Origin of the sequence: Simiduia agarivorans SA1 = DSM 21679, from assembly GCF_000305785.2 — a bacterium.
Taxonomy (GTDB): Bacteria; Pseudomonadota; Gammaproteobacteria; order Pseudomonadales; family Cellvibrionaceae; genus Simiduia; species Simiduia agarivorans.
In genome coordinates, this window is sequence record NC_018868.3 from 1,935,630 (window position 1) to 1,948,212 (window position 12,583).

A 12,583-nucleotide genomic window follows, 5' to 3' on the forward strand; every position below is an offset into this window, starting at 1 on the left:
CTGGGACCGCACGCTTATCAAGTGCAGAGATAAACAGATCAGTCTTTCCAGTCCACCAACACCAGATTGTCGCGATGGATCAGCTCCTGCTCATCCACATAGCCCAATACCGCTTCGATCTGATCGCTACCGGTACCAATCAGCTGACTGACCTCATCGGCACCGTAATTCACCAGGCCGCGCGCGATTTCGGCGCCATTCAGATCCCGGCAAACCACCATATCCCCGCGGGTAAACTGGCCGCTGACCGCGCAAACGCCCACAGGCAACAGGCTTTTGCCTTTGTGCTGCAACGCCCGCACGGCACCGTCATCCAGCACCAATTCGCCCAGCGTCTGCAAATGCCCCGCCAGCCAGTTCTTACGTGCCGTCTTCGGCTCACAATCCGCATACAACAGGGTGCCCACGGACTCGGCAGCCCTGACACTGTCGAGCACTGAAGGTAAGCGACCACCCACTATCAGCGTGTGGGTGCCACTTCTCGCCGCCAGTCGGGCCGCCCGCACTTTAGTCACCATGCCACCTCGCCCCAGGGCTCCGCCATCGCCGGCCATGTCGTCCAGACGCGAATCAAACGCCGGCAAATAGCTGAGCAAGCGGGCATCGGGGTTATTGCGGGGGTCGGCCGAATACATGCCGTTCTGGTCGGTCATCAAGACCAACACATCCGCCTCCACCAGGTTCGCCACCAAGGCCCCTAGCGTGTCGTTATCGCCAAATCGGATTTCATCGGTCACCACTGTGTCGTTTTCGTTCACCACTGGCACCACCCCAAAATCGAGCAATGTGGTCAGGGTTGAGCGCGCATTGAGATAGCGCTCACGATTGGACAGGTCGTCGTGGGTCAGCAACACCTGCGCGGTGTGCAGATCGTGCTTCTGGAATTCCTGCTCGTAATTCTGCACCAGACGCATTTGGCCCACTGCCGCAGCGGCCTGAAGCTCGTGCATGGCGTGCGGGCGCACGGTCCAGCCCAGCCGCCGCATACCGGCTGCAACGGCACCGGATGATACCAGCACCACCTCGATACCGGCCTGCCGCAAGCGTGCAATTTGCGCCACCCACTCGGCAATCGCCGGCTTGTCCAAGCCCTGGCCATTATTGGTCAGCAAGGAGCTGCCAATTTTTACCACCCAGCGCTGGCTGCGCGCCATTTGCGCGCGGGTTTTCAGATTCTGTGACTCGCTATTGCCATCATCCTGGCTATTGTGTGTACTCATAAATCCCTTGCATTAAGGCTCGTAAACAAACTCCACATCGTAATCATCATCATCCCAGTCATCATCGTCATCAGACTGGTCTTTTTGCGCGGCCTTGCGGGCACGGTAACGCTCACGCAGTTCGGCAATGCGCTCACGCGCCTCAATCTGCATTTGCTCCTGCGCCTCAGCCTCCTGCTCGGCCAACTCGGGCGTTTCTTCCTCGGCCTCCCAAACAGCTTCCAGGTGATCCATCAGGCGCCCGGCCAATTCATCGGTGCCCTGCTGACTGATGCCGGCGATGCGGAATACCGGCCCCTGCCAGTCGAGCGCTTCGATCAACGCATCACAGCGGGCGTTAAACTCCTCCGGTTCCAACAAGTCGGCCTTGTTCAGCACCAACCAGCGTTCGCGCTGCGCCAAAGTGGCACTGAATGACTCCAACTCCCGAATGATGGATTGCGCGCTGTCGATTGGATCCGATTCATCAAACGGCGCCATATCCACCAGGTGCAACAACACACGACAACGGGTCAGGTGCTTGAGGAATCGGATACCCAGGCCGGCACCTTCAGAGGCACCTTCGATCAAGCCGGGCAAATCCGCAATCACAAAGCTGCGATGGGCCTGCACTTTTACCACCCCGAGGTTAGGCACCAGGGTGGTAAAGGGATAGTTGGCCACTTTCGGCTTGGCCGCCGACACGGCGCGGATAAAGGTGGACTTGCCCGCATTGGGCAACCCCAGCAACCCCACATCGGCCAGCACCTTGAGCTCAAGCTTGAGATTGCGCTTCTGCCCCTCGGTGCCGTGCGTGGTTTTGCGCGGCGCGCGGTTAACGGAGCTCTTGAAACGGGTGTTGCCCAGACCATGCCAGCCACCCTGCGCAACCAGAATGCGCTGCCCGGGTGCCTTGATATCACCCAGAATTTCATTGGTATCGGTATCAATAATGGTGGTACCCACGGGCACCTTCAGCACCACGTCGTCGCCTTTGGCGCCAGTGCATTGGCTGGAACCACCTTTTTCGCCATTGCTGGCGCGGTATTTGGGCTGATAACGGTAGTCGATCAGCGTATTGAGGCTGTCGTCACCCTCGATATACACACTGCCACCATCACCACCGTCGCCCCCATCGGGGCCACCCTTGGCCACAAACTTCTCCCGGCGGAAGCTCATGAGGCCGTTGCCGCCATCACCGGCCGCTACAAAAATGGGTGCCTCATCAACAAATTTCACGTGCAACTCCCGCCCGAAGGCCTGTGTTGTTGGCCGGCATCAACGCCAACCCCTTTCGCCCATATAAAAAAACCCCATCGCAAGCGACAGGGCTTTTCTTAAAAAACCGGAATAACCGAATTAAGCAGCGGGAACGATGCTTACAAACTTACGGTTGTTCGGGCCTTTTACTTCAAACTTAACAGTACCGGTCGCCTTAGCGAACAAGGTATGGTCTTTGCCGATACCTACGTTCTCACCAGCGTGGAAACGGGTGCCGCGCTGACGAACCAGAATGTTGCCTGCCAATACTTCCTGGCCGCCGAAACGCTTAACGCCAAGGCGTTTACTTTCCGAATCGCGACCGTTACGGGTACTACCACCAGCTTTTTTGTGAGCCATGAGTCAATACTCCTCTCTTAACCTTTGATACCAGTGATTTTCACTTCGGTGAACCACTGACGGTGACCTTGACGCTTCATGGAGTGCTTACGGCGACGGAACTTGACGATCATCACCTTGTCACCACGACCATGGCATACCACTTCAGCGGTAACCTTAGCACCCTCTACCAGAGGCGCGCCCAGAGAAACCTTGTCGCCATCGGCAACCAGCAGGACCTTGTCGAACTCGATGGTTTCGCCGGTCGCTACTTCGATTTTCTCCAGTTTGAGGGTCTCGCCCTCAACTACGCGGTGCTGCTTGCCACCACTTTCAAATACTGCGTACATTTTCCGCTCCAATTAACCAAATTGGACGACACGAAGTAGCTCACCCACCTGGGCTCGCGTTTTATTAACTTGCGTCGTATGCAATTTCAGGGGGCGCGATTCTACTGCATGGTTAAAATGCAAGCAACCTCTGATTGCGTCGATTTCAGCCCTCCGACCCGTCTTTCGCTTGACACCCATGGAGCCCCTCCCTAGCATCCCCCGCAATCATTCCGCTAACTAAAAGATGCCCCTATGCTGTCGTTTCACCAGGCCGTGGCCGAGGATTTCAAGCAGGTCAACCAGCTCATCATCGACCAACTGCACTCCGATGTGGGCCTGGTAGAGAATATCGGCCACTATCTGGTCGAAGCCGGTGGCAAGCGCTTGCGTCCTTTATTAGTGCTGCTGTGCGCCAACGCCCTGGGCCTGGACGACCGGAAAAAGCTGGATCTGGCTGCCATTATCGAGTTCATCCACACCGCGACCCTGCTGCACGACGACGTGGTGGACGTCTCGGCATTGCGCCGCGGGCGCCCTACCGCCAATGCCCAATGGGGCAACGCACCCTCAGTACTGGTGGGTGACTTCCTGTATTCGCGCGCCTTCCAGATGATGGTGGGCATCGGCAGCATGGATATCATGCGCATCCTGGCCGACACCACCAACACCATCTCCGAGGGCGAAGTCCAGCAGCTGGTGAACGCCAAGAACCCGGATATCACCGAAGCCGACTACTATACCGTCATCCATAAGAAGACCGCTGCCCTGTTCGAGGCCGCGTGCGAAACTGCTGCAGTCCTGGCCGGCGCGAGCCTGCAGATGCGCCAACAATTGCGCACTTACGGCTACCACCTGGGCCTGGCATTCCAGCTGGTGGATGACGCGCTCGACTACGAAGGCGACGCCGCCAAGCTGGGCAAAAATGTGGGGGACGACCTGGCCGAAGGCAAACCCACCCTGCCCTTGCTGCGCGTCATGGCGGTGGGCTCTGAAGCACAGGCCGATACCGTCGCCCGGGCCCTGCGCGAAGGCGATGCCAGTGCGCTGCCCGCCATCCTCGAGGCGGTTCACGCCACCGGCGGATCGGCCTATACCATGGATGCCGCACGCGAACAGGTGGCTCGCGCCCTCGCGCAGCTGGCCGACCTGCCAGACAGCCAATACAAACAGGCACTGGTGGATCTGGCCAATTTCAGCATAGCCCGCGACCATTGAACCCCCGTTTGCCCGCCCCCCAGTCTGGACAAGGCAGTCGCAGCCGGTAGAATGGCGGGCTTTGCACAACGGCAGACCGTCGCCACGCCGCTTATCAGAGCAGCTACAGTAAAGGGGCGACACGGTATGACTTACAGAAACACACTAATAAAGCAGGCAAGCTATGATTCCCGCTGACCGAAAGAATGCTTACGAGCGCGACGATTTACTGGAGTGCGGCCACGGCCGGATGTTTGGCCCGGGCAACGCCCAATTGCCTGTACCCAACATGTTGATGCTGGATCGCATCAGCCACATTTCCGATCAGGGTGGCGAATTCGGCAAAGGCGAAATCGTCGCCGAACTGGATATCACGCCCGACCTGTGGTTCTTTGACTGCCACTTCCCCGGCGACCCGGTCATGCCCGGCTGTCTGGGTCTGGATGCCATGTGGCAGTTGGTGGGCTTCTTTCTGGCCTGGAAAGGCAACAAAGGCCGCGGCCGCGCGCTGGGCTCAGGCGAGGTGAAGTTCACCGGCCAGATCCTGCCCACCGCCAAGAAGGTGACTTACCACATCAACCTGAAGCGCGTGATTGAGCGCAAACTGATCATGGGCATCGCCGATGGCCGTGTTTCAGTAGACGGCAAAGACATCTATTTCGCAAAAGACCTGCGCGTTGGCCTGTTCACCAACACCGACAGCTTCTGATATAACGCCCGTCAATCGTCTGGTATCAGGGCAACTATCGAACTCTTGTGCGATAATTGCCCCTGACACCTGCATGGCACTGTGCCCCAATTTCGAGGTCAAGTATGAAACGCGTTGTAGTTACCGGCATGGGCATCACGTCCTGCCTCGGGACTGACAAAGAAACCGTTACCCAGGCGCTGCGCGAAGGCCGCTCCGGGATCAAGTTCAAACAAGAATATGCCGACATGGGCTTCCGCTCGCACGTGGCCGGCCAGGTTGAGATTGACCTGAAAGAACACATCGACCGTAAGACCCTGCGTTTCATGGGCGACGCGGCCGGTTACGCCTACGTTGCCATGCAGCAGGCAATCACCGATTCAGGCCTGAGCGAAGAGCAAGTGTCCAATATCCGCACCGGCCTGATCATGGGTTCCGGCGGCGCCTCCTCCGCGAATCTGGTGGAATCCGCCGATATCGTGCGCGAAAAAGGCATCAAGCGCGTTGGCCCCTACCGGGTGACCCAGACCATGGGCTCTACCGTGTCGGCCTGTCTGGCGACCCCGTTCAAGATCAAGGGCTACAACTACTCCATCAGCTCCGCCTGCGCCACCAGTGCCCACTGCATTGGCAACGCCATGGAGCTGATCCAGATGGGCAAACAGGACATCGTCTTCGCCGGTGGCGGCGAAGAAGAGCACTGGACCCTCACAGCGCTGTTCGACGCCATGGGCGCCCTTTCCACCAAGTACAACGAGACGCCCGACAAGGCCTCACGTGCCTACGACGCTGAACGCGATGGCTTTGTGATTGCCGGCGGCGGCGGTTGTCTGGTGCTGGAAGAATACGAACACGCGAAAGCACGTGGCGCCAAGATTTACGCCGAACTGGTGGGCTACGGCGCCACCTCCGACGGCTACGACATGGTGGCGCCCTCGGGCGAAGGCGCGCAGCGTTGTATGCAGCTGGCCATGTCTACCGTCAATGGCGACATTGACTACATCAACTCGCACGGCACCTCTACCCCCGTGGGCGATGTGGCCGAGCTGGGTGCCATCCGCTCCGTGTTTGGCGACAAAACCCCGATGATCAGCTCCACCAAGTCACTCACGGGCCACAGCCTGGGTGCCACCGGTGTACAGGAGGCGATCTACTGCCTGCTGATGATGGAAAACAATTTCCTTTGCGCCAGCGCCAACATCGAAACCCTGGACGACGCCGCGGCCGGCATGAACGTACTCACCGAGTGCAAGGATGTCAGCATCAAGCGCGCCATGTCCAACAGCTTCGGCTTTGGCGGCACCAATGCTTGCCTGGTGTTTGAAAAGCTGGATTGATCGATCATTCACGATAAAAAAAGGCGCAACCCCGGTTGCGCCTTTTTTGTTGAGGCGGGGTGGCCCTCAGGAAGCCTTTGCCGGCTCCAGATAACCCGTACGCTTGAGCCAGGACCTGAGCGCCGGCCTTAACCCCTGCCGCCAACTGCGGGGCTGAATGCCAAAGTTGTCGCGCACCCGCCGTAACTCCAGCACTGCACTGTTGTCGGTTGGGGTTTCCAGCTCTTCCAATTGCAGGGTCTGGCCAATCTCAGCCTCGATCATTTCACGCACTTTCTGCGCAAAAACAAGTTCGGAGCACACATCGCTGGAGCCGAAATGCATCACACCCCAGTTGTCTGCGCCGTAGATAATTTGTTGGGTGATGGCATAAACGGCACGTACCACATCACTCACCAGCACCGGCGTGCCGCGCCAGTGGTCGGACACCACGGTTGCGCGCCCGGCCTGGAAATCTGCCAGCAATCGGGCCAGCAAACTGCCGCCTACCGTTGACAGCACCCAGCTTGAGCGCAGGCACAATACCCTCGACAAGGCGTCTGCGAGCACGGCCTCCGCCTCGCTGAACACCTGCGAAAGCTCCGTTTCTGCCTTGGGCACATCGGCCTCTTTGTGACTGACCCGACCCTCGCCATGAAACACGCGATAGCTGGACAAATGCACCACGGCACAATCCCGTCCGGCCACCGCTTTGGCCAGACTGCGCGCTCCGGCTACCAGCAACTCGGGCTTCACCGCCGCGCCCTCGCCCCAACCGGTGGTATTGAGGATCAGGTGCGGGGCTATCTGGTCCAGATAGTCGGCCACCTGCGCACTATCGCGCCAATCCAGGTCGGCCGGGTGCTCCGCAACGAAGCGATGCGTGGTGGACTCAAAACGCTGACGCAACCCCGACCCCAGTGGAGAACCGGTATCGGTCAGCAGGATATTGATCGCCATCGGGAATACTACTTACCGTAAAAAGCTTAACTTTACCCATCTGGGCCGTTCTTGACGAGCCCTGCACTTCCACCTTTCGGCACGGCGGAAGGCGTCATGAAATGAACTGAGATGCCACCCGGGCCGATTACCGTTACAATGCGACTACTTTTTCCGCCAGTCACGGACGATTGCAATGGAGTTTTCGCAGGTCTCGCTTACCGCCTATATCGGCGCCGCCATCATGGCCTGGGTGCTCGCCGCGGTATACCTGTTGGACTGGCGCCACCATCGCGCTGAACGGGCGTTGGGCGTCGCCGCGCTGGTTCACGGCCTGAACCTGGCTCTCACCGGCCTGACCTTCAGCACGCTGGCGGCTCCGCCTCAGGCCATGTTAGTAGTGGAAGCATTGCACTACGCCTGCTGGGCGCTCGCGCTGCGGACGTTGCTACAACACACCGGCAGGGCCAAATTACCCCGCGCGCAAACCCTGCTGTTCGCTCTGCCCTGGCCGATTGCCGGCGTGCTGTTGCTGGCTGCCATCACCCAAATGAATTTTCTGTTTTTCCTCGGTACCTGGATATCCCTGGCCTTGTCGGTCATCGCCCTGGTGTGTGTCGAGCAAACCTATCGCTTCGCCACCGAAAACAACCGCGGCAACAAGGTCATTGTCATCAGCCTGGGCGCACTGTTTCTGTACGACACCTACCTCTACAGCTACGCCACCATCTTCCAGCAATTTGACCCCATGCTCTGGCAATCCCGCGCAGCCGTTTCCATCGGTGTATGCCTTTTCATGGCGCTGGGCAAGCAATTGCTGGGCAAACAGTCCAACATCAGCTCAGACCTGTCGCTATCACGCCCCATGGCGTTTTACTCCACCTCGCTGATTGCGGTGGGATCGCTGTTCATGGTGCTGGCGCTCGGTGGCTACTATGTGCGCATCTACTCGGGCAACTGGGGCTCGGTGGTTTATTCGTTGCTGGTAATCGGCGCGGTGCTGCTGGTGTTCTCCATGCTGGTATCGCGCTCCTTGCGAGAGCAGATGTCGGCCATCATCAACAAACACCTGTTCCGGCACAAATACGATTACCGCTCTGAATGGCTGCGATTAATCAATTTTTTGTCCATGCCCACCGATGGTAGCGAAGCCGCACAACGGGCTTTTTTGGCCGCCACGTCCATCACCAAAGCCTCCGGCGGTGCCCTGTGGCTGAAAAAGAGCGACCATTTTGACCCGGTGTTCCAGCTTGCCCTGCCCACGGGCAGCCATCCACCCAAGGTCGATACTGCCAGTGAGTTCTGCCGTATCATGCAGTCGCACGAATGGGTATTCCTGATCCATGCAAAACCCGGCCAATCACAGGCCAAGTACAACGAATTGCTGCCCCCTTGGGTGATCAACAATAAACAGCACTGGCTGCTGCTACCATTGATGGCCGGTCACGAACTGGTGGGGTTCCTGCTCTTGTGTGAGCCACACAACGCCAACCCCATCACGTGGGAAGACCTGGATTTATTCAAAACCACCGGCAGGCAGCTGGGCAGCTACCTGAAATTGCATCAGCAATCCGAACAGCTGGCAGAGAACCGACAGTTTGACACCTTCAACAAACTGGTCGCATTCATTGTGCACGACATCAACAATGTTATCGCCCAACAATCGTTGGTGGTGAAAAACGCAGAAAAACACAAACACAAACCCGAATTTGTGGACGATGCCATGCACACCATCGACAACTCCGTTGAACGCATGCGGCAATTGCTCAAGAAACTGTCGCCGGGCGCCAACGAACTGGTGCAGAAAGTCAAAATTCACGATGCGGTCCGGCTCGCCATCGACGAGAGCAAACAGTCGCGCTCAAAAATCAATAAGCAGTTAGACCTGGGCAGCCATTGGTTGATGGCAGATCAGGTTCGACTGGTGATGACCATCAGTCATTTCATCAAAAACGCCGTGGATGCCACCGCAGAGCAGGGCGAGGTCCGTGTTACAATGACGCTGGAGCCTGCCCGCGCCACGATTCTCATAGAAGATACCGGCCACGGCATGGATAGCAATTTTATCCAGCACCGTTTGTTCAAACCCTTCGACACCACTAAATCGGGCAAGGGCATGGGCATCGGGGCCTATTTGTCGCGCGAGTACATCAAAGAGCTCGGCGGCACACTAGAAGTCAGCAGTAAAATCGGTGAAGGCACCCAGGTGGTATTTACCCTACCGGTGCAATCCACGGAATCAGAAAAGATCAGGGAAGCCAGCAGACTATGAGCAACGACAAACCCACCCTGCTTGTCATCGAAGACGACAAAGGGCTGCAAAGTCAGCTGCGCTGGCATTTTGAGGATTACAACACCGTATTTGCCGAGAATCGCCAGGATGCCTGCGCTGCCTTGCGCATGCACGAGGCACCGGTTGTCATTCAGGACCTGGGCCTGCCACCCGACGCCGACGGTGTCGATGAAGGCATGAAATGTGTGCGCGATTTACTCAGGCTTTCACCCAACACTAAAATCATTGTCATGACCGGAAAGACCGGGCACGAGCATGCGGTGCAGGCCATTGGTCTCGGCGCCTATGATTACTACCAAAAGCCGGTGGACCCAAACGCTCTGGACCTGGTGGTTAAACGAGCCTTCCATATTCATTCTCTCGAAGAAGAAAACAAGCGCCTTCAGCAACGGAATCAACAACCGCTGGAAGGCCTGATTACCAATGACGAGCAGATGCTGAAAATCTGCCGTACGCTCGAGAAAATCGCCCCCACCAACGTGACCTGCACCATCCTGGGCGAAAGCGGCACCGGCAAAGAAGTGGTGGCGCGGGCGATTCACGAACTGAGCCCCAACGCCACCAAGCGCTTTGTCGCCATCAATTGCGCGGCCGTGCCGGAAAACCTGATAGAAAGTGAACTGTTCGGTTACGAAAAAGGCGCCTTCACCGGTGCAGCCAAACAAACCATCGGCAAGGTAGAGCTTGCCAACGAGGGCACCCTGTTTCTGGATGAAATTGGCGACATGCCACTTAACCTGCAAGCCAAGCTGCTGCGCTTTTTGCAGGAGCGGGTCATTGAACGCGTGGGCGGACGCACCGAGATTCCCGTGGACGTACGGGTGATCTGCGCCACCAATAAAAATCTTGAACAAATGGTTGCGGACGGCAGCTTCCGCGAAGACCTGTATTATCGCATCAGTGAAATTACCGTCGACATTCCGCCGCTGCGGGAACGCAACGGTGACAAAGTGCTGCTGGCGCGCCATTTCAAGCGCAAATTTGCCAAAGAACACGGCCAGCAAATCACCGACTTCACCGCCGACGCCCTGGCGGCGATCGAGTCCCATCGCTGGCCCGGGAATGTGCGTGAAATGGAAAACAAAATTAAGCGCGCCGTGATTATGGCCGACAATAAAATGATCAACTGTGATGATCTCGGCCTGTGCGGTGATCACAATGCGCTCAGCCTGAATTTACGTCAGGTGCGCAGCGAAGCAGAAAAATCTGCCATCGTGCGCGCGCTGTGCATCACAGAAGACAATATCTCAGCCGCCGCGAAACTGCTGGGCATTACCCGGCCCACATTTTACGACCTAATAAAAAAGCATGACATAAATATTGGTAATGCCAGCTGAGAGTGTGTCTGCCGCCCTGTCGGACATTAGCCACAAAGTCGGAAAAATTTACACCCGCACCAATGGCGTCACACTTTGATGATTGTGGCGCCTAAATCCCTTGCACACGCGCACCAATCCTTCAGAATCCATTTGCATTAATGAGGTAAAGGTTATTTCGAAGTGCAATATAGTGTGAAGCACGTCTCAATTCTGGCGCTCGCTCTGTGCATCACGGCATGCGGCGGAGGTCAATCACAAACCTTTGCCCAGGAAGGCGCCAACAAACCCACGCCAACGCCCACCCCGGCGCCAACCCCAACACCCGAGCCGACACCCACGCCCACCCCCGCACCGCCAGAACCCGGCGTACACTACGTTAACGGGCAAGTACTGATCATGTGGGCGCCGCCCAGTCATCGGGAGAATGGTGACCAACTAACGCCATCAGAGATCGGCGGTTACGAAGTCAGGTTCCGGGAGTATGAGGCCCCCACTTATACGTACCTTTTGCAAAAGCCCAATGCCGGCGACGCCATCCTCATTAACTACCTTGAAGGCTACTACGAGTTTGAGGTGGCAGCCTTCGATACCAACGGCCTGTACAGCCGCTTTGTGCCGGTGACTCCCCAGTAGAACAATACGTCGGTTTTTTTTACATCAACCCAATCCATCTTCCTTTGAATGCTGGTAACTGCTTGATATTACAAAGCATTTATCGATGGCATGCATCCTGCTAACTAGTCTCTGCCCCAAGAAAACGGGCCTCGCCAAAGGCCTTAATCGGGCAGCAGACTAACGGAGAAGCTCGCGCCCCGTGCCGTGCAAGGATGAAGAAGATGAACGCTATTACACGTAAAATTTTGTCACTGTGTTTGGTTTTGGCCCCGGCCTGCGCCAGTGCCGGTGTGGTCGTAAACTACAATCCAGACGCCACAGCGGGTGAAGCTGCATTCCTGGCGTTCCTGAATGGCCCTACCGTGGTAGAAAACTTTGACAGCCTGGGTGGTGCAACGGTGGATGACAACACATTTCAAGGCAGCTGGGAGAGCCACGCGGCCAGCTACAGCACTAACGCAGGCACATTCACACTGGTTACGGCCGGTCAGGGCGGCAGCAACAAACACAATAACCACCTGATGATAGAAAGCGCAGAAACCGGCGAATACGGTCGCGAAGTTTTATCTGATTATCAGGGAGATTTGTGGCTCGACAGCAATGACGCCAGAAAGGTGTCCTGGACCTTCGACAACCCACAAACCTTCGGCATGAATGCATTTGGCTTTTTCCTGGCCGACGCTGCCGATATCAGTGCAAAACTGACGCTTATCTTTGATGACGGTAACTACTCCGATACTTACACTATCAATCCGTACACCCAAAGCGGCAGTATGGGCTATGTATCGGTAATCAGCAGCATGGCCATTGCAGGCGCAACGTTGACCTTCGATAACAGCACAGGCAACGATGGCTGGGGGATAGACGACATCACCATTGGCACCGTCAGCGAGCCGGGCTCTGTGCTGCTGCTTACACTAGGCCTGCTGAGCCTTGGCGTGGCGCGGCGTCGCATTAAAGCAGAGAAATAAAACGCCTTTCTACGCCGGCTTCTGCCGGCGTGCCTTCCCGTCGCCCAAATCCCCACGCACCGATTCCCCCCTTCATTCATGCTAATCACAACATCTGTCTGATCAATTGCTCATTAAC

At 57.1% G+C, this 12,583-nt stretch carries 12 protein-coding genes; 7 read left to right on the plus strand and 5 right to left on the minus strand.

All coding sequences use genetic code 11. The features are described 5' to 3' along the window. Positions 1 to 38: 38 nt before the first annotated feature. From proB to rplU, 4 genes are all read right to left on the minus strand, one after another. Positions 39 to 1,220, minus strand: coding sequence for a glutamate 5-kinase (gene proB, locus M5M_RS08580; protein WP_015047098.1), 1,182 nt, complete (start codon positions 1,218 to 1,220; stop codon positions 39 to 41). Positions 1,221 to 1,232: 12 nt separating this feature from the next. Beyond that, complete coding sequence (gene cgtA, locus M5M_RS08585) at positions 1,233 to 2,438, minus strand: Obg family GTPase CgtA (RefSeq protein WP_015047099.1); 1,206 nt, start codon at positions 2,436 to 2,438, stop codon at positions 1,233 to 1,235. A 120-nt stretch (positions 2,439 to 2,558) separates the two neighbouring features. Beyond that, positions 2,559 to 2,819 (minus strand): 50S ribosomal protein L27, encoded by a 261-nt coding sequence (gene rpmA, locus M5M_RS08590; RefSeq protein WP_015047100.1) that lies wholly within the window; start codon positions 2,817 to 2,819, stop codon positions 2,559 to 2,561. A gap of 17 nt (positions 2,820 to 2,836) precedes the next feature. Next, a complete protein-coding gene (gene rplU, locus M5M_RS08595) occupies positions 2,837 to 3,148 on the minus strand; it encodes a 50S ribosomal protein L21 (protein WP_016389311.1) in 312 nt (103 codons plus the stop codon). A gap of 234 nt (positions 3,149 to 3,382) precedes the next feature. Between rplU and M5M_RS08600 the strand changes: the two genes are divergently transcribed. The 3 genes from M5M_RS08600 (at position 3,383) to fabB (ending at position 6,349) form a co-directional block, all read left to right on the plus strand. Further along, positions 3,383 to 4,345 carry a polyprenyl synthetase family protein gene (locus M5M_RS08600; RefSeq protein WP_015047102.1) on the plus strand — a complete coding sequence of 321 codons (963 nt, stop codon included), beginning with the start codon at positions 3,383 to 3,385 and terminating at the stop codon, positions 4,343 to 4,345. Positions 4,346 to 4,508: 163 nt separating this feature from the next. Continuing rightward, positions 4,509 to 5,033, plus strand: coding sequence for a 3-hydroxyacyl-[acyl-carrier-protein] dehydratase FabA (gene fabA / locus M5M_RS08605; RefSeq protein WP_015047103.1), 525 nt, complete (start codon positions 4,509 to 4,511; stop codon positions 5,031 to 5,033). Positions 5,034 to 5,137: 104 nt separating this feature from the next. Beyond that, positions 5,138 to 6,349: a beta-ketoacyl-ACP synthase I gene (gene fabB / locus M5M_RS08610; protein WP_015047104.1), complete on the plus strand. Its 1,212-nt coding sequence runs from the start codon at positions 5,138 to 5,140 to the stop codon at positions 6,347 to 6,349. A gap of 66 nt (positions 6,350 to 6,415) precedes the next feature. On the opposite strand, the gene M5M_RS08615 is transcribed toward fabB, so the two are convergent. Then, entirely contained in the window at positions 6,416 to 7,288 is an 873-nt protein-coding gene (locus M5M_RS08615; protein ID WP_015047105.1) for a sugar nucleotide-binding protein, read from the minus strand. 175 nt (positions 7,289 to 7,463) lie between these two features. On the opposite strand from M5M_RS08615, the gene prsK reads away from it, so the two are divergent. The 4 genes from prsK to M5M_RS08635 all read left to right on the plus strand — a co-directional run bounded on the left by prsK (position 7,464) and on the right by M5M_RS08635 (position 12,465). Continuing rightward, positions 7,464 to 9,539: an XrtA/PEP-CTERM system histidine kinase PrsK gene (gene prsK, locus M5M_RS08620; protein WP_015047106.1), complete on the plus strand. Its 2,076-nt coding sequence runs from the start codon at positions 7,464 to 7,466 to the stop codon at positions 9,537 to 9,539. Next, positions 9,536 to 10,897: a PEP-CTERM-box response regulator transcription factor gene (gene prsR, locus M5M_RS08625; RefSeq protein WP_015047107.1), complete on the plus strand. Its 1,362-nt coding sequence runs from the start codon at positions 9,536 to 9,538 to the stop codon at positions 10,895 to 10,897. Before prsK ends, prsR begins: the two co-directional genes overlap by 4 nt. A gap of 174 nt (positions 10,898 to 11,071) precedes the next feature. After that, positions 11,072 to 11,512 (plus strand): hypothetical protein, encoded by a 441-nt coding sequence (locus M5M_RS19865; RefSeq protein ID WP_081640140.1) that lies wholly within the window; start codon positions 11,072 to 11,074, stop codon positions 11,510 to 11,512. 203 nt (positions 11,513 to 11,715) lie between these two features. After that, positions 11,716 to 12,465: a PEP-CTERM sorting domain-containing protein gene (locus tag M5M_RS08635; protein WP_015047109.1), complete on the plus strand. Its 750-nt coding sequence runs from the start codon at positions 11,716 to 11,718 to the stop codon at positions 12,463 to 12,465. Positions 12,466 to 12,583 lie beyond the last annotated feature (118 nt).